Genomic DNA, 14,939 nt, shown 5'->3' with positions numbered 1-14,939 from the left:
CGGAGGAAGGGTCACGCTACATGATCGACACCAGGCGTCCCACCCGACCGCCGGGGTCGGCGGACACGCCTTATCCCGAGCACACTACCCGCCCCGGCTGACACGCAGGTAAGTGCCGGACAGCAGGAAGCTGTGGGGAGCGAGTGCGCCCCCGCGTCAGCCCGCGCGCCGGTGCGAACGGTTTCCGCCGCTCGCGGCGCCCGCCCTGGCACGCTTCTCCAGGTACATCCGCTCGTCAGCGGTGTGCAGCACTTCATCAATGGACATGCCACAGCCGGCCCAGCCGATGCCGAGACTCACACCCACCCGGACCGCCCGCCCGTCCACCCGCATCGGCGGGATGATCGCGGTGCGCAGCCGCCCGGCCAGATCCTTGGCCTCGTCCCGGCCCAGGCCGTCGGCCAGCACCACGAACTCGTCGCCGCCGAGCCTGGCCACGGTGTCGCCCTCGCGGACCACGTGCTGCAGCCGCCGGGCCACCTCTATCAGCACCGCGTCGCCCGCGCCGTGGCCGAAACGGTCGTTGATCGACTTGAAGCCGTCCAGGTCGCAGAAGAGCACCGCGAGCCCGCGCCCCCCGCGCTCCTCGGCGGCGGGATCCTCCGGCAGCACCGCGTGGACGTGGTCGAAACCGCCGTCGTAGGCGCTGCCGCCGTAGGTGGCCAGGTTGTAGCTGTGGTCCTCGGCCCCGCTCCCGGCCCCCATGACCGCGCGGACGTCCGGCTCCTTCGGGTGCTCGCACAGCCGCAGCCGCAGCCGGGCCTTGAGCTCGGCCGCGTTCGGCAGGCCGGTCAGCGCGTCATGGCTGGCCCGGTGGACCAGCTGCAGCTCGTGGCGCTTGCGGTCCTCGATGTCCTCGACATGGGTGAGCAGGAAGCGGGCCCCCTCCTCGGTGTCGGCGACCACCGAGTTGCGCAGGAAGACCCACTGGTAGCCGCCGTCCCGCCGGGCCAGCCGCACCTCGGCGCGGCCGTTCTCGGCGGAGACCCGGCGCAGCAGGCCCTCGTCCTCGGGGTGCACCAGGTCCTCGAAGCCCTGCCGCTGCAGCGAGGCCCTGGGGCGTCCGAGCAGCCGGCACAGGGCGTCGTTGACCCGGGTGAGCTTGCCGCGCTGGGCGCCGTGCAGCTCGGTGATGGCCATGCCGCTGGGCGCGTACTCGAAGGCCTGCCGGAAGCTCTCCTCGCTGGCGCGCAGCGTGTGCTGCTCGCGTTCCAGCCGGATCAGGGCGCGCTGCATCTCGGCCCGCAGCCGGGCGTTGCCGATGGCGATCCCGGCCTGCTGGCTGAACATCTCCAGCGACTCCCGGGTCCACTGCCCGGGTCTGCGGCCGTTGCGCGGGCGGTCCACGGACAGCACGCCGAGCAGTTCGCCGCCGAGGCTGTACATCGGCGCCAGCAGCAGGTCGTCGGGGTGCCAGGGGTCGAAGGAGGGCGATGCGGCCGGGGTGAGCTCGCCGGCGGAGGTGCCGCCCCAGGCCGGGATGTCCGGATTGCAGGCCCAGCTGCGCTCGTGCGGGACGAAGACCAGGGAGCCCCAGACCTCGCCCACGTTGAGCAGCCGGTTCCAGGACTCGCGGGAGCCGACCTGGCCCAGCAGGCTGTCGATGCCGCCAGCGACGTTGTCCTCCGCGGCGCCGTCCCAGACTGCGGCGACCACCAGGTCCCCGTCCGGGCGGACCAGGTTGACCACGGCGGCTTCGAAGCCGAGGCCGTTCACGGCGCCCTCGACGACGGCCTGGAGGGTCCCGGCCAGGCTGCGTGCGGCATTCAGGTCGGCGATGACGCGGTGCAGAGTGCGCAGGGTCGCGAGTCGGACGTACGGCTCGGACTCGGTGTCCATCACGCACTCCCTCCGTGACATTGAGCACTGCTGGGCCCACGTGGTGCCTGTCATGCCTATCGTCCGATTGCCAAACAAACTGAATCACAGGGAGCACATCAATCGGCACGCTGGGTCAGCAAATGAACGTCACTTGTGACCCAACTCACACAACTTGCCAGTCCCGATAACCAGTTCATCCTGGGCAAACCCTGCCAATACGCATCCGGGCCGCTCCCCCTACCTCGGACGACCGTGCCAAGAACTGAAGGAATCATCCCGCCGCCAAGGCCAAAGTGTTCACTCCTAGGGGTGAAAATGCGCGTTTCCCCCACACACCCCTGTCGCTTCCGTCACTTCACGACGGCAAGGACCCGTCCCCGGCCCGCCCCCAGCCCGCCCGGGACCCGCCTAGGACCTCCGCACGGGGAGAGCCTCGGTCCATGGTCCGATGCGCACCGTAGCCGCGCGAAGATACCGTGCCTAGCGTGTACGAAGCCGCAACGCCCTCACCGCACGGTCCCGCCGCCTCCGGCTCCGCCGCCTCCCTGGCCGCAGAAGCCGCAGAGGCCACCCCTGAGGCCTTCCGGGCCGCCCTGGGGCAGCTGGCCTCCGGCGTGGTCCTGCTGACCGCTCACGACCCCGAGGACGGGCCGCGCGGCGAGGACATCGGGATGACCGCCACCGCCTTCCTCTCGGTGTCCCTGGAGCCGCCCCTGGTCCTGGTCTCCGTGCGGGAGGACTCCCGGATGGAGGAGGCGCTCACCAGGGTCGACCACTGGGCGGTCTCCGTCCTCGGCGCCGACCAGCGGCAGACCGCGGCGCGCTTCGCCATGAAGGGACGGATCAGCGACCGGCTGCTCTTCGCCGACCTGCCGCACCACCGCGGTCCGGCGAGCGGGGCGCCGCTGGTGGACGGGGCGCTGGCGACCGTGGAGTGCCGCACCGAGCAGCGGATATCCGCCGGCGACCACGTGCTGCTGATCGGCCGGGTGCTGGACGCGCGGATCGCGCACCACGACGGCGGCCCGCTGGTCTACTTCCACGGCCAGTACCGCCACCTCGACTGAGCGGCCTGCGGGGTCCGAGCGGGCCGACCCGGCTGACCCGGCGTCAGTCGAACCGGCCCGAACGCCCGCGCTTCACATCCGCCCGCCGCTTCTTGTCGGTGAGCCTGCGCTCCACCACGCCGCGGCTCGGCCGGGTCGCCCGCCGCGCCCTCGGCGGCGGCGCCACCGCCTCGCTCAGCAGCGCCCCCAGCCGCACCGCGGCCGCCTCCCGGTTGCGCCACTGCGAGCGGTGCTCGGAGGCCCGTACCACCAGCACGCTCCCGTCCACGAGACGGCCGGCCAGGCGCTCCAGCGCGCGCTCCCGCCACACCTGCGGCAGCGCCGCCGACGCGGCGATGTCGAAGCGGAGCTCCACCTGGGTGTCCGTGGTGTTCACATGCTGGCCGCCCGGGCCCGAGGAGCGCGAGAAACGCCACTGGAGCTCGGCGTCGGGGACGACGACGGAGCCACGGACGCGGACGGGAAGGGACATGACCCCCATGATCCCCGCATCCCGCCCCGGACCGCCAGGACTTAAATCTCCCCGTGCGACCATCGTCCGGTGATCGACCTCGGCTACTCGCTGTCCAACCGCTTCCCCGACCCCCCGCAGACCGACTACCGCAGCGTCGGCGCCCGCACCCTGCGGCACGACCTGTTCTGCGGGGACGTCCACATCCAGGGCGAGGGCCGCACCGACCTGTCCACAGCCTGGGGATGGGTCCCGGTGCTGGACTTCGCCTGGGCGCTGTGCGACATCGTCGAGGAGATCGACCGCGACCCCTCCGGCAGCCGCGGATCGGCCCTGCAGAGCAGCGAACTGGACTTCACCGAGTCGGCCGACCTGCTGCGCTTCAGCCGCCGCTTCAACTGGGTGGAGATCCGGGCCGACTGGGTGGAGGGCCCGCCGCTCACCGTCCGCCACCCCGAACTCCGCCGGGAGGCCCACGACTTCCTGCAGGACCTGGTCGCCGACCTGTGCGACCTGCACGAGGGACTGGCCGACAACGCGACGGTGTGGGACCTGCAGGCCCGCTTCCCCCGACTGCCGCAGGCGCTCGCGTAAGCGTCCAATAAGCCCGCACGGAGCGGGAACCGTAAGAACCTCGCCCCGCGTTCTTACCCAAGAGAGCGCCGCACCACCGGTACTCCACCGAATTGCAGGAACAGGAAGGGGCCCCACCATGCCGGTTAGCCTGTCCAAGGGCGGAAATGTCTCCCTCACCAAGGAGGCGCCCGGTCTCGCGGCGATCACCGTGGGCCTGGGCTGGGATGTTCGCACCACCACCGGGACCGACTTCGACCTGGACGCCAGCGCCATCGTTCTCGACGCCTCCGGAAAGGTCCTCTCGGACAAGCACTTCGTGTTCTTCAACAACACCTCCACCCCGGACCAGACCGTGGTCCACGGCGGTGACAACCTCACCGGTCAGGGCGAGGGCGACGACGAGCAGATCAAGGTGAACCTGGCCGGACTCCCGCCCGAGGCCGACAAGCTGGTGTTCCCGGTCTCCATCTACGACGCCGAGAACCGCAGCCAGAACTTCGGCCAGGTCCGCAACGCGTTCATCCGCGTCGTCAACCAGGCCGGCGGGGCCGAGATCGCCCGCTACGACCTCTCCGAGGACGCCGCGACCGAGACCGCCATGGTCTTCGGCGAGATCTACCGCAACGGCGCCGAGTGGAAGTTCCGCGCCATCGGCCAGGGCTACGCCTCCGGCCTGTCCGGCATCGCCCGCGACTTCGGCGTCAACCTCTGACCCGACTTGGGCCTCGGCCCCGGCCGATCGCAGCGACACCGACTGACGGCCGGCACCCGTGCCGTCAGTCGGTGTCGCGGCCCAGCGTCAGCCCCGTCCCGTTGGGCGAGCGGTACAACTCGTGGAAGCCCAACCGGTCGTAGAACGCCTTGGCGTTGGTGTTCGCCGCGCTCATCCCGAGGTGCACCCTGCGTACGCCCCGGGCCCGCAGCGCGGCCAGGTACGTACCCATCAGCGCCCGGCCCGCGCCCTTGCCCTGGGCCTCGGGCAGCAGGTCTATATGCAGATGCGCCGGATAGTCGGCCAGTTCCTCGTGCCACATCCACTCGGGGTGGTGCAACTGCTCGATCCGCTCGGCGTCCCACCCGGTCCCGCTGCCCTCCGGGTAGCGCGCGGCCACCGTGGGCAGCCAGTCACGCCGGAAGTCCGCGACGAAGGCCGCGGTGTCGGCGGCGCCGATGATGTAGCCGACCGCACGGTCCGCGTCGTCCGCGAGCACGAAGGCCAGGTCGGGCCGGAGCACCAGGTAGGGCCCGGTGAAGATGTCCGGCAGGATCCGCGGATCCCGGTAGAGCCCGGTGGCGTCGCCGCCGTTGTCCCCGGTGCGGACACAGACGTCGTAGAGCGCATCGAAGTCGGCGGGTCGGTACAGGCGGATCGTCGGCATCCCGCCAGCTTGGCACAGCCGCGCCCCCTACCACCCCAGCAGGGCGAACGCCGTGGCCCCGTCGACGGACTCGCGGAGGATGTCGGCGTGGCCGGCGTGGCGGGCGACCTCCTCGACCAGGTGGAGCAGGATCCAGCGGGCCGAGCGCCGCGAACCCTCGGGGAACCAGGGGGCCTTCGGCAGCGGGACCTCGACGTCCAGGTTCGGCAGGGCGGTGATGATCTCGGTGGTCTCCGTCGCGACGGCGTCGTAGAAGGCCAGCGTGTCCGCGATGGTCTCGCCGTCGACCAGCCGGAAGCTGTCGCCCCAGTTGGACTGGTCCCGCTCGCGCAGGGACGGCCGGCCCGCGAGGATCACCCGGACCCAGTTGCTCTCCATCTCGGCGCAGTGCTTGAGCAGACCCGCCACCGACAGTTCGCTCACCGTGGGGCGGGAGGAGGCCTGCTCCTCCGTCAGACCGCCGACTGCGCGACGGAGCGCACCGCGCTGGGCCTCCACGAACTGGAGCAGCGCGGCACGCTCATCGGTCTCGGCGGATACGAGTACAGGCATGGGGGCCACCGCTTTCTCATCTGGTACTTCCGGTACTTCCCGTACTTCCGGGAAGTTGGTAGCCCCCACGCTATGCATCGACTAGGTCAGTTTCCGTCCTACTTGGCGCGGCTCAGGTCGATCATCGGGGCGCCGGCAGCCGGTCCAGGAAGACCTGGAAGGCCGTCGGCTCGACCTTGGTGACGCCGAGGAAGGGGTAGTTCATCTCCTTCACCAGGATCAGTGATCCGACCACCAGCGCTGTCAGCGACAGCACCATCAGCGAGTGGACCAGCGTGTTGGACAGGCCGAAGAGGTAGGTGAAGCCGATGGTCACCACCGCGCCCAGGATCAGCGCGCCCCACAGGATGGGCGGGACCGAGTCCTCCACTTCCGTCAGCCTCGCCCTCCGCTCCGTGGCCAGGTCCTCGACGTGCGTCACCGCGTGTTCGTAGAGGACCTGCTGCTGCGGGGTGGTGGGCTGGAAGGAGTTCACCGCGTTGCGGATGGCATAGACCTCCTTGGTGGCCTGGGGACTGCTCCGGTGCGACCCCATCAGGGGCCACTCGGTGTCCTGGACCGTGTGGGCGTAGTCCAGGGTGGCGTGCTCGATCGTGGCGCCGACCGGCAGCGGTAGTTCACGGGAGATCCAGTAGACGCCCGCCAGTGCGTTCGCCTCCTTGAAGGTGGTCTGCCGGGCAGCGTCGACGTTCGTCCAGACGGAGATGACGACGAAGGCCAGCAGTACGGCGTAGATCACTCCGATGCCGGCGAAGATGAATCCGGCGACATCGTTGTGCGACTCCCGGCGGGGGTGCGGGACGAAGCGCTGCAGCAACCACAGCAGCAGTGCGGCGAGCGCCAGCGACCCGACGAAGATCGCCACATCCGACCAGCTCAAATGGCCACGCTCCCATCGGATTCGGAGGGGTCAGTCGCGCGGATGGGCGACCTCGACGTTCTCCAGCACCCCGAGCGCGTCCGGGACCAGCACCGCGGCCGAGAAGTAGGTGCTGACCAGGTACTGGATGATGGCCTTCTCGTTGATCCCCATGAAGCGCACCGACAGGCCGGGTTCGTACTCGTCCGGGATGCCGGTCTGGTGCAGCCCGACCACGCCCTGGTTGTCCTCCCCGGTGCGCAGCACCAGGATCGAGCTGGTGTGGCCGCCGTTCACCGGGATCTTGCCGCAGGGGAAGATCGGCACCCCGCGCCAGGAGGGGATCCGGTGGCCGCCGACGTCCACCGCGTCCGGGTAGAGCCCGCGCTTGCTGCACTCGCGTCCGAACGCGGCGATGGCGCGCGGGTGGGCGAGGAAGAACTGCGAGCCGCGGCGGCGGGAGAGCAGCTCGTCCATGTCGTCGGGGGTGGGCGGGCCGCCGTGGGTGTGGATGCGCTGCTCGTGGTCGGCGTTGTGGAGCAGGCCGAAGTCCGGGTTGTTGATCAGCTCGTGCTCCTGGCGCTCGCGCAGGGCCTCCACCGTGAGCTTGAGCTGCTGCTCGATCTGGTTCATCGGCTGGTTGTAGAGGTCGGCGACCCGGCTGTGCACCTGCAGCACGGTCTGCGCGACGCCCAACTCGTACTCGCGCGGCGCGAGTTCGTAGTCGACATAGGTGCCGGGGAGTTCCTCCTCGCCCTCGTGGCCCGCGGCCAGGTCGATGGCGGCCTGGCCGTGCTTGTCCTGCGCCCAGGAGGACTCGGCGATGTAGCCGTCTACCTGGGCCTGCAACGCCGCCGAGCGGGCGACCAGGTCGGCGAAGGCCTCCCGGGGAAGCACCAGCAGGGTCCCGGCGGTGGCCGCCTTCGCGGTCCAGGGCCAGGCGACGACCTCGCCGGTGAGGGCCTCGTCGCCGAAGTGGTCGCCGTTGGCGAGGGTGCCGAGGACCGCGTCGTGGTCGCCGAACTTGCCGTCCCCCAGCTTGCGGATCTTGCCGTGGGCGACGACCAGGACATGGTCGACGGGTGCGCCGAGCTCGGCCACCACCTCGCCGGGCTCGAACTCGCGCTGCTCGAAGCGGCCGGCCAGCTCGGTGAGCAGCGTCTGGTCCCCGAACCCGCGCAGGACCGGCAGTTCGGCCAGCGTCGGCGGGACGATCCGTACCGCCGCACCGGTCTGCGCGAAGCTGATCCGCCCCCGTCCGGTCGCGTAGGTGAGCCGCCGGTTGACCCGGTAGGTGCCGCCGGCGACCTGCACCCACGGCAGCATCTTCAACAGCCACCGCGAGGTGATGCCCTGCATCTGCGGGGCGGTCTTGGTGGTGGTCGCAAGGTTCTTTGCTGCTGCTGTGCCGAGAGCTGTCTGCTCGTCCGTCATCTGCTGCTGCCTCCCCAGAGAACGTGTGACCTGCGTTTCCAGGGTGGCGGTTGGTGACAGAGCGGGCTATTCCCTGATCGAGTGCACATGTTCGACACCCATTCGGGGTAGCCCCAGCCGCTGTTCGCATATGCGGTTGTAGGTATGTCGGACCGTCAGGCCCCGTCGTCGATGGCCTCCAGCACATGCGGCCAGGCCGCCGACAGCGGGTCGATGAGCGCGAAGTGGTCCATCCCGGGCAGCTCCACCAGCCGCACCGGATCGCCCGACCGCTGGGCCAGCCCGGCGAACTCGCGGCTCATGTCGACCGGTACGTCCTCGTCCATCGTCCCGTGCAGCAGGGCCACCGGGACGCCCAGCGGCAGCAGCGCGCCCGGGTCGGCCAGCGCATAGCGCTCGGGGACGTCGTTCACGCCGCCGCCGAGCAGATCGGCCGCCGCGCCCCGGCTCAGCTCCCAGACGTTGGTGAGCGCCAGCGAGGAGCAGCCGGCCAGCGAGACCACCGCGTCCGGGCGCCAGTCGGAACGCCAGTTGGAGCCCGCCGGCAGCCGGTGCCGGGCCGCGGCCCACAGCGCGAGATGGCCCCCGGCCGAGTGGCCGACCAGCACCGTGCGCTTGGTCCTGATGCCGTGCGCGGCGATGATCACGGGAAGCGTCTCGAAGAACACCGAGAGGTCGTCGAAGGTCCCCGGCCAGCCCCCGCCGAAGGAGCCCACCCGCCGGTACTCGGGGACGACGACGGTGTAGCCGGTGGCGGCCAGCGCGTCGGCCAGCGGCCCGGTGTGGGTCCGGTCGTAGGCGGCGCGCCAGAAGCCGCCGTGGATGAGCACCACCATCGTGCCGTTGGCCGGGCCATCCTTGGGCATCCGCAGGTCGACGACCTGTTCCCGGTGCGAGCCGTAACGGGCGGTGTGGTCGGGCGGCGGGGCGGGGCGGTTCAGCACCTCACTCATGCCGAAACTCCTTCAGGCCTGCTGGTCAGGCCGGTTCGACGGGTCGCCACTGCACCGGGCTGGAGAGGATCATGGTGCTGGACGGCTGCCCGTACTCGGCCAGGCGGTCGATGAGCGATTCGAAGTCCGCCATCGACGCTACCGCCACTATCAACACGCAGCAGGCTCCTCCGGTCACGCGGTGCAATTGCAGTACTTCCGGCCAGTCGGCGACGGCCGGGTCGCGCAGTACGCAGCGCGGTCCGTAGCACTGCACCTGGACCAGCGCGCTGACCGGCCGCCCGGCGCGGACCAGGTCGACCTGTGCGTGATACCCCGTCAGCACCCCTGCCGCCTCCAGCCTGCGCACACGTTCGGCGACGGCCGGCGAGGAGAGGTTGACGCGGCGCGAGAGCTCGTTGAAGGAGAGTCTCGCGTCCTGCTGCAGCTCGGCCAGCAGCCGCCGGTCCACGCCGTCCATGCGGTCGCTTCCTGCCCGTCTGTCGATCGGCAACCCGATGGGGGTGTCTACCTTTCCCATAGTAGGCGGAACGGCCCAACCGGCATCCGTCGCCCCTTCAGTCACCGCCTTTCGCCGCGCAGAATGACGGTGGCAGGGCACGTGGGCCACGAGACAGCACCAGAGCAGCCGGAAGCAAGCGACGGAGACACCGATGGCATCCCCCACCTCACCCCGGCTCGACTTCGGCGAGCCCACCACTCCCTACACCGCCTATGCGGGCATCGACGAACTGCACTCGCTCCAGCACCCGCGCAGCAAGGAGCCCAGCGAGCGCACCTTCATCGTCGCCACCCAGGTGATGGAGCTGCTGTTCGCCCAGCTCCGCCAGGAGTGGACGACGGCCCAGCACGCCCTGCGCGCCGACGACCTTCCGGGGGCCACTGCCGCGCTGCGGCGCGGGCTCGGCGTGCAGGACGTCCTGGTCAACTCCTGGGACCTGCTGTCGACGATGACGCCGGTCGAGTTCAGCGCCTTCCGTCCATACCTGGGCGAGGCCAGCGGTTTCCAGTCGTACGCCTATCTGCACCTGGAGTTCCTGCTCGGCAACAAGCACGAGCGGCTGCTGGAGCTCTACGCGGGCCACCCCCGGGTGCACGCCGAGCTGGCGGAGACCCTGCACGGCCCCTCGCTCTACGACGACGTGGCCGCGCTGCTGGAGCGGCGCGGACTGACGGCCGACGCCGAGGGATGGACCGAGGTCTACCGCGGCGGCGAAGCGCACCATCGCGACCTCGCGCTGCTCGGCGAACTGCTGCTGGACGTCGCCGAACGCGTCACCCGCTGGCGGCAGCGCCACCTCGCCTCGGTGAAGCGGACCATGGGCACCAAGCCCGGGACGGGCGGCTCCAGCGGGCTCAGCTGGCTGCGCAAGGCGGCCGACCAGGATGTCTTCCCCGAGCTGTGGAGCGCCCGCAATGCCCTCTGACACGCACTCAGCCACCCCGCACTCAGCCACCCCGCACGCCGCCGCATCGAACCCCGCCGCCCTGGACGCCGCCGACCCGCTGCGCGGCTTCCGCTCCCGGTTCACCCTCCCCGAGGGCGTGCTCTACCTGGACGGCAACTCCCTCGGCGCGCTCCCCGCGCACACCCCCGAGCGGATCGCCCGACTGGTGCGGCAGGAGTGGGGCGAGGGCCTGATCCGCAGCTGGAACGACGCCGGCTGGTACGACCTGCCGCGCGGCCTGGGCGACCGGATCGCGGCGCTGGTCGGCGCCGCGCCCGGGCAGACCGTGGTCTGCGACTCGACCTCGGTGAACCTGTTCAAGGTGCTGGCGGCGGCCCGGCGGCTGCGCCCCGGCCGACCGGCCCTGGTCGCCGAGCTGGGCAGCTTCCCCACCGACCTCTACCTCACCGAGGGCGTCGGCGTGGACCCGCGCGACCGCCGCCTGCTGGACCGCGACGGCTGGTCCCTCGACTCCCTGGCCGACCTGCTCGCCGACGACACCGCCGTCCTGCTGCTCTCCCATGTCGACTACCGCACCGGAGAGCTGCGCGACATGGCCGCCGTCACCGAGCTCGCGCACCGGCACGGCGCGCTGGCGGTCTGGGACCTGTGCCACTCGGTCGGCGCGCTGCCGGTCGAGCTGGACGCCGCCGAGGCGGACTTCGCCGTCGGCTGCACCTACAAGTACCTCAACGGCGGCCCCGGTTCCCCCGCCTTCCTCTACGCCGCCGCCCGCCATCACGACACCGCCGAGCAGCCGCTCACCGGCTGGTTCGGCCACGCCGACCCCTTCGCCTTCGAACCCGGCTACCGCCCCGCCGCCGGGATCGGACGCTTCCTCACCGGCACCCCGCCGCTGCTCAGCATGGTCGGCCTGCAGGCGGCGCTGGACCTCTGGGACGAGGTCGACCTCACCGCCCTGCGGGCCAAGAGCCTCGGCCTGACCTCGCTCTTCCTGGAGCTCACCGCACCCCTCGGCCTCCCCTCGCTCACCCCCGCCGAGCCGTCGCGGCGCGGCAGCCAGGTGTCGCTGCGGCACCCGCACGCCTACGCCGTGATGCAGGCGCTGATCGAACGCGGCGTGATCGGCGACTTCCGCGCCCCGGACGTGCTGCGCTTCGGCTTCACCCCGCTCTACCTCAGCCACGCGGACGTCCACGACGCGGCGACGGCGCTGCGGGAGGTGCTGGAGTCGGGTGTCTGGCGCGAGGAGCGGTTCGCGGCCTCGGCGGGGGCGGTGACCTGAGACCAGCTCCAATCCCCGGACAACCTGTACAACGTGTACAGCACCGTTCTGCCGTTAAACCCCTGTCGAAGGCGAGCGGCCCCCTGCCAGAATGGCCCAATGCCCAGCTCTGCCCGCACCCCCAACCGGCTCACCGGCCTGGTCCTCATCGTCATCTCCGCCTGTGCCTTCGGCGGCTCGGGGACCGCGGCCAAACCGCTGATCGAGGCCGGGCTCACCCCCCTGGCTGTGGTCTGGCTGCGGGCCACCGGAGCCGCGCTGATCCTGCTTCCGGTCCTGATCAGGCACCGCGACCTGCCGCGCCGGCGGCCCGGGCTGATCATCGGCTTCGGGCTGTTCGCGGTGGCCGGCTGCCAGGGGCTGTCCTTCGCCTCGCTGGCGCTGATCCCGGTCGGCGTGGCGCTGCTCATCGAGTACCTGGGCCCGCCGCTGTTGCTCGGCTACATCCGGATCGTCCAGCGCCGCAAGGTCGGCCGCAGGGCCGCGCTGGGGGCACTGCTGGCCGTGCTCGGGCTGTGCTGCGTGGTCCAGATCTGGAGCGGGCTCGGCGGGCTCAACCCGTGGGGCGTGGCGCTGGGTCTGGGCGCGGCGTTCTGCCAGGTCGTCTACTTCGTGCTGGCGGAGGACGTCGGCGCGAGGGCTACCGGCGGCGCGGACGCCGAGAAGCCGGTGGACCCCATCGCGCTGAGCGCCTACGGGCTGCTGGTCGGCTCGATCGTCTTCACCGCCGCCGCCCGCCCGTGGACCATCGACTGGTCGGTCTTCGGGCACGACGTCGCCATGGGCGGACGGCAGGTCCCGGCGCTGCTGCTGCTCGGCTGGATGATCGTGATCTCGACCGCGGTGGCGTATGTGACCGGGGTGGCGGCGGTCAGCCATCTGTCCGCGCAGGTCGCCGGGGTGGTCGCCTGCCTGGAGGCCGTGGTGGGCACCGTGCTGGCCTGGGTGCTGCTCGGGGAGCACCTGGCGCTGCCGCAGATCGTCGGCGGGCTGCTGGTCCTGGTGGGCGCGGGCATCGCCCAGACGTCCTCGACGCCTGGCGCCGCGACCACGGTGATCACCGAGGTCGGCGTGGAGCCGCTGCCGACCGTCGCGGCCCCCGCCCGCCGCTGAGGCTCAGCCGCCCAGAGTCGGCTGCATCCGCGTTGTCACCGCAATGCGGTTCCAGGAGTTGATGGTGAAGATCAGGGCGATGATCTGGGCCAGTTCCGCCTCCTCGAAGTGCTTGGCGGCACGGGCGTAGACCTCGTCCGGGACGAAACCGTCGGTCAGGACAGTGACGGCCTCGGTGAGGGCGATCGCGGCCTGCTCCTTCTCGGTGAAGACCGAGCCGGCCTCCTCCCATGCGCTGAGCAGGTAGATCCGCTCCTCCGTCTCGCCGCCCTTGCGGGCGTCGCGGGTGTGCATATCGAGGCAGAAGGCGCAGTGGTTCAGCTGCGAGGATCGGATCTTGATGAGCTCGGCGAGGACCGGGTCGACGCCCCTGCTCGCGGCGCGGTCGAGGGCGACCATCGCCTGGTAGACCTCGGGGGCGAGCTTGGCGAGGTTCATGCGCTGGCCGGACATGTGGACTCCCTGGCTGTCGGACGTGTCGATCGTGGTCACGGACACCAACCTACGAGGCAAGTAGCGCAGGGGTATGGTCCATTTCCATGACAGATCAGTGGGCCAATTCCCAGCCCGACCCCGCTTCCCCCGGCACCGTCGACCTCCATCTCGACCTGGACCTCGGCGGCCCCGGCGGCATCCGCGCCTCCCTCACCGACGCCCTGCGGGAGGCCGTCCGTAGCGGGCGGCTCACACCGGGGACGCGACTGCCGCCGTCGCGCTCGCTGGCCACCGATCTCGGAGTGGCCCGCAACACCGTCGCGGACGCGTACGGGGAACTGGTGGCCGAGGGATGGCTCTCGGCACGTCAGGGGTCGGGCACGCGGGTGGCCCAGCGGGTGACCGGTCAGGACGGCGGACGGCGCGGAAAACGGGCGGCGAAGGCCGTCCGGCCCCCGGCCCATCCAGCGCCGTTCACCCCGTTCCACACCTCCACCAGCCTCTACGCCGGCTCCCCCGACCTCTCCGCGTTCCCCCGCGCCGCCTGGCTGACCGCCGCCCGCCGGGCGATGGCGGCGGCGCCCAACGAGCTGTTCGGCTACGGGGATCCGCGCGGCTGCCAGCAACTGCGCGAGGCGCTGGCGGACTACCTGGCCCGGGCCCGGGGCGTGCGCACCGCCCCGGAACGGCTGGTCGTCTGCTCGGGATTCACCCAGGGGCTGTCGCTGCTGAGCCGCGTCCTGCGCGGGGACGGCGTGCGCACGCTCGCCGTGGAGTCCTACGGGCTGCACGTCCACCGCGACCTGGCCGCCGCGAGCGGGCTGTCCACCGTCCCGCTGACGGTCGATCACTATGGCGCTGATACAGCACAATTGACGACTCATCGATACATCGGTGCGGTGCTGCTCACCCCCGCCCACCAGTTCCCCACCGGGGTCCCGCTGCACCCGGACCGGCGCGCGGCCGTGGTCGACTGGGCCAGGACCACCGGCGGGCTGGTGCTGGAGGACGACTACGACGGCGAGTTCCGTTACGACCGCCAACCCGTGGGCGCGCTCCAGGGCCTGGACCCCGAGCGCGTGGTCTACCTGGGGACGGCGAGCAAGAGCCTGGCCCCCGCGCTCCGGCTGGGTTGGATGGCGCTGCCCGAGCGTCTGGTGGAGCAGGTGGTGGCGGTCAAGCACGCCGGGGAGCAGCATCCCGGCGTCCTGGACCAGCTGACGCTGGCCGAGTTCATCAGCTCCGGCGGCTACGACCGCCATCTGCGGGCGATGCGGCTGCGCTACCGCCGACGCCGCGACCGGCTGGTCGCGGCGCTCGCCGAGCGCGTCCCCTCGGTCCAGGTCAGCGGCATTGCCGCCGGGCTGCACGCGGTGCTGCGGCTGCCGGCGGGGACGGAGCAGCAGGTGCTGCGCAGCGCCGACTGGCTGGGCCTGGCCGTCCAGGGCCTGGACTCCTTCCGCCACCCCGCCGTCCCCCGGCCCGAGGCGGCCGACGGCCTGGTCGTCGGCTATGGGACCCCGGCCGAGCACGCCTTCACCGGAGCGCTGGACACCCTGTGCCAGGTGCTGGAGTCGGCGCTCTGAGCAGGTCCCGACCGTGGCG

The 14,939-nt window shown here is 71.3% G+C and carries 16 protein-coding genes; 7 read left to right on the top strand and 9 right to left on the bottom strand.

What is annotated here, in order from left to right:
* Positions 1–156: 156 nt before the first annotated feature.
* Positions 157–1,839 (bottom strand): diguanylate cyclase domain-containing protein, encoded by a 1,683-nt coding sequence (locus tag ABH941_RS22320; RefSeq protein WP_370131178.1) that lies wholly within the window; start codon positions 1,837–1,839, stop codon positions 157–159.
* Positions 1,840–2,306: 467 nt separating this feature from the next.
* On the opposite strand from ABH941_RS22320, the gene ABH941_RS22315 reads away from it, so the two are divergent.
* Positions 2,307–2,888 carry a flavin reductase family protein gene (locus ABH941_RS22315; protein WP_370131177.1) on the top strand — a complete coding sequence of 194 codons (582 nt, stop codon included), beginning with the start codon at positions 2,307–2,309 and terminating at the stop codon, positions 2,886–2,888.
* A 43-nt stretch (positions 2,889–2,931) separates the two neighbouring features.
* On the opposite strand, the gene arfB is transcribed toward ABH941_RS22315, so the two are convergent.
* The gene (gene arfB, locus ABH941_RS22310; protein WP_370131175.1) at positions 2,932–3,360 is read right to left on the bottom strand and encodes an alternative ribosome rescue aminoacyl-tRNA hydrolase ArfB; all 429 of its coding nucleotides are present in this window, start codon (positions 3,358–3,360) and stop codon (positions 2,932–2,934) included.
* A gap of 69 nt (positions 3,361–3,429) precedes the next feature.
* On the opposite strand from arfB, the gene ABH941_RS22305 reads away from it, so the two are divergent.
* Positions 3,430–3,933 carry a hypothetical protein gene (locus ABH941_RS22305; protein WP_370131174.1) on the top strand — a complete coding sequence of 168 codons (504 nt, stop codon included), beginning with the start codon at positions 3,430–3,432 and terminating at the stop codon, positions 3,931–3,933.
* A gap of 118 nt (positions 3,934–4,051) precedes the next feature.
* The gene (locus tag ABH941_RS22300) at positions 4,052–4,627 is read left to right on the top strand and encodes a TerD family protein (RefSeq protein WP_370131173.1); all 576 of its coding nucleotides are present in this window, start codon (positions 4,052–4,054) and stop codon (positions 4,625–4,627) included.
* A gap of 64 nt (positions 4,628–4,691) precedes the next feature.
* On the opposite strand, the gene ABH941_RS22295 is transcribed toward ABH941_RS22300, so the two are convergent.
* From ABH941_RS22295 to ABH941_RS22270, 6 genes are all read right to left on the bottom strand, one after another.
* Positions 4,692–5,294 (bottom strand): GNAT family N-acetyltransferase, encoded by a 603-nt coding sequence (locus tag ABH941_RS22295; RefSeq protein WP_370131172.1) that lies wholly within the window; start codon positions 5,292–5,294, stop codon positions 4,692–4,694.
* A gap of 27 nt (positions 5,295–5,321) precedes the next feature.
* The gene (locus ABH941_RS22290) at positions 5,322–5,846 is read right to left on the bottom strand and encodes a DinB family protein (RefSeq protein WP_370131170.1); all 525 of its coding nucleotides are present in this window, start codon (positions 5,844–5,846) and stop codon (positions 5,322–5,324) included.
* Between the two features lie 121 nt (positions 5,847–5,967).
* Positions 5,968–6,726, bottom strand: a complete 759-nt coding sequence (locus ABH941_RS22285) for a DUF4239 domain-containing protein (RefSeq protein ID WP_370131169.1) — start codon at positions 6,724–6,726, stop codon at positions 5,968–5,970.
* A 30-nt stretch (positions 6,727–6,756) separates the two neighbouring features.
* The gene (locus ABH941_RS22280; protein ID WP_370131168.1) at positions 6,757–8,139 is read right to left on the bottom strand and encodes a family 2B encapsulin nanocompartment shell protein; all 1,383 of its coding nucleotides are present in this window, start codon (positions 8,137–8,139) and stop codon (positions 6,757–6,759) included.
* Between the two features lie 155 nt (positions 8,140–8,294).
* Complete coding sequence (locus ABH941_RS22275; protein WP_370131167.1) at positions 8,295–9,092, bottom strand: alpha/beta hydrolase; 798 nt, start codon at positions 9,090–9,092, stop codon at positions 8,295–8,297.
* Between the two features lie 25 nt (positions 9,093–9,117).
* Positions 9,118–9,552: an Lrp/AsnC family transcriptional regulator gene (locus ABH941_RS22270; RefSeq protein WP_370131166.1), complete on the bottom strand. Its 435-nt coding sequence runs from the start codon at positions 9,550–9,552 to the stop codon at positions 9,118–9,120.
* A 193-nt stretch (positions 9,553–9,745) separates the two neighbouring features.
* On the opposite strand from ABH941_RS22270, the gene ABH941_RS22265 reads away from it, so the two are divergent.
* The 3 genes from ABH941_RS22265 to ABH941_RS22255 all read left to right on the top strand — a co-directional run bounded on the left by ABH941_RS22265 (position 9,746) and on the right by ABH941_RS22255 (position 12,899).
* Positions 9,746–10,519: a tryptophan 2,3-dioxygenase gene (locus tag ABH941_RS22265; protein WP_370131165.1), complete on the top strand. Its 774-nt coding sequence runs from the start codon at positions 9,746–9,748 to the stop codon at positions 10,517–10,519.
* Positions 10,509–11,786, top strand: coding sequence for a kynureninase (kynU, locus tag ABH941_RS22260; protein ID WP_370131164.1), 1,278 nt, complete (start codon positions 10,509–10,511; stop codon positions 11,784–11,786). Before ABH941_RS22265 ends, kynU begins: the two co-directional genes overlap by 11 nt.
* A gap of 99 nt (positions 11,787–11,885) precedes the next feature.
* Positions 11,886–12,899: a DMT family transporter gene (locus ABH941_RS22255; protein WP_370131163.1), complete on the top strand. Its 1,014-nt coding sequence runs from the start codon at positions 11,886–11,888 to the stop codon at positions 12,897–12,899.
* Positions 12,900–12,902: 3 nt separating this feature from the next.
* On the opposite strand, the gene ABH941_RS22250 is transcribed toward ABH941_RS22255, so the two are convergent.
* Entirely contained in the window at positions 12,903–13,352 is a 450-nt protein-coding gene (locus ABH941_RS22250; protein ID WP_370131285.1) for a carboxymuconolactone decarboxylase family protein, read from the bottom strand.
* 86 nt (positions 13,353–13,438) lie between these two features.
* Here ABH941_RS22250 and ABH941_RS22245 point away from each other — a divergent pair, with 86 nt between their 5' ends.
* A complete protein-coding gene (locus tag ABH941_RS22245) occupies positions 13,439–14,920 on the top strand; it encodes a PLP-dependent aminotransferase family protein (RefSeq protein WP_370131162.1) in 1,482 nt (493 codons plus the stop codon).
* Positions 14,921–14,939 lie beyond the last annotated feature (19 nt).

This window comes from Streptacidiphilus sp. EB103A, from assembly GCF_041261405.1.
Taxonomy (GTDB): Bacteria; Actinomycetota; Actinomycetes; order Streptomycetales; family Streptomycetaceae; genus Streptacidiphilus.
The sequence above is the reverse complement of the archived record's forward strand: the minus strand, read 5'-3'. Positions and strand labels throughout refer to the sequence as shown.

Excerpts from the sequence above, each read along its gene's own strand:
- ABH941_RS22275 (WP_370131167.1), bottom strand. The coding sequence starts at position 9,092 with ATGAGTGAGGTGCTGAACCGCCCCGCCCCGCCGCCCGACCACACCGCC.
- ABH941_RS22245 (WP_370131162.1), top strand. The coding sequence starts at position 13,439 with ATGACAGATCAGTGGGCCAATTCCCAGCCCGACCCCGCTTCCCCCGGC.
- ABH941_RS22250 (WP_370131285.1), bottom strand. The coding sequence starts at position 13,352 with ATGTCCGGCCAGCGCATGAACCTCGCCAAGCTCGCCCCCGAGGTCTAC.
- arfB (WP_370131175.1), bottom strand. The coding sequence starts at position 3,360 with ATGTCCCTTCCCGTCCGCGTCCGTGGCTCCGTCGTCGTCCCCGACGCC.
- kynU (WP_370131164.1), top strand. The coding sequence starts at position 10,509 with ATGCCCTCTGACACGCACTCAGCCACCCCGCACTCAGCCACCCCGCAC.
- ABH941_RS22290 (WP_370131170.1), bottom strand. The coding sequence starts at position 5,846 with ATGCCTGTACTCGTATCCGCCGAGACCGATGAGCGTGCCGCGCTGCTC.
- ABH941_RS22300 (WP_370131173.1), top strand. The coding sequence starts at position 4,052 with ATGCCGGTTAGCCTGTCCAAGGGCGGAAATGTCTCCCTCACCAAGGAG.
- ABH941_RS22320 (WP_370131178.1), bottom strand. The coding sequence starts at position 1,839 with ATGGACACCGAGTCCGAGCCGTACGTCCGACTCGCGACCCTGCGCACT.
- ABH941_RS22280 (WP_370131168.1), bottom strand. The coding sequence starts at position 8,139 with ATGACGGACGAGCAGACAGCTCTCGGCACAGCAGCAGCAAAGAACCTT.
- ABH941_RS22270 (WP_370131166.1), bottom strand. The coding sequence starts at position 9,552 with ATGGACGGCGTGGACCGGCGGCTGCTGGCCGAGCTGCAGCAGGACGCG.
- ABH941_RS22255 (WP_370131163.1), top strand. The coding sequence starts at position 11,886 with ATGCCCAGCTCTGCCCGCACCCCCAACCGGCTCACCGGCCTGGTCCTC.
- ABH941_RS22265 (WP_370131165.1), top strand. The coding sequence starts at position 9,746 with ATGGCATCCCCCACCTCACCCCGGCTCGACTTCGGCGAGCCCACCACT.
- ABH941_RS22295 (WP_370131172.1), bottom strand. The coding sequence starts at position 5,294 with ATGCCGACGATCCGCCTGTACCGACCCGCCGACTTCGATGCGCTCTAC.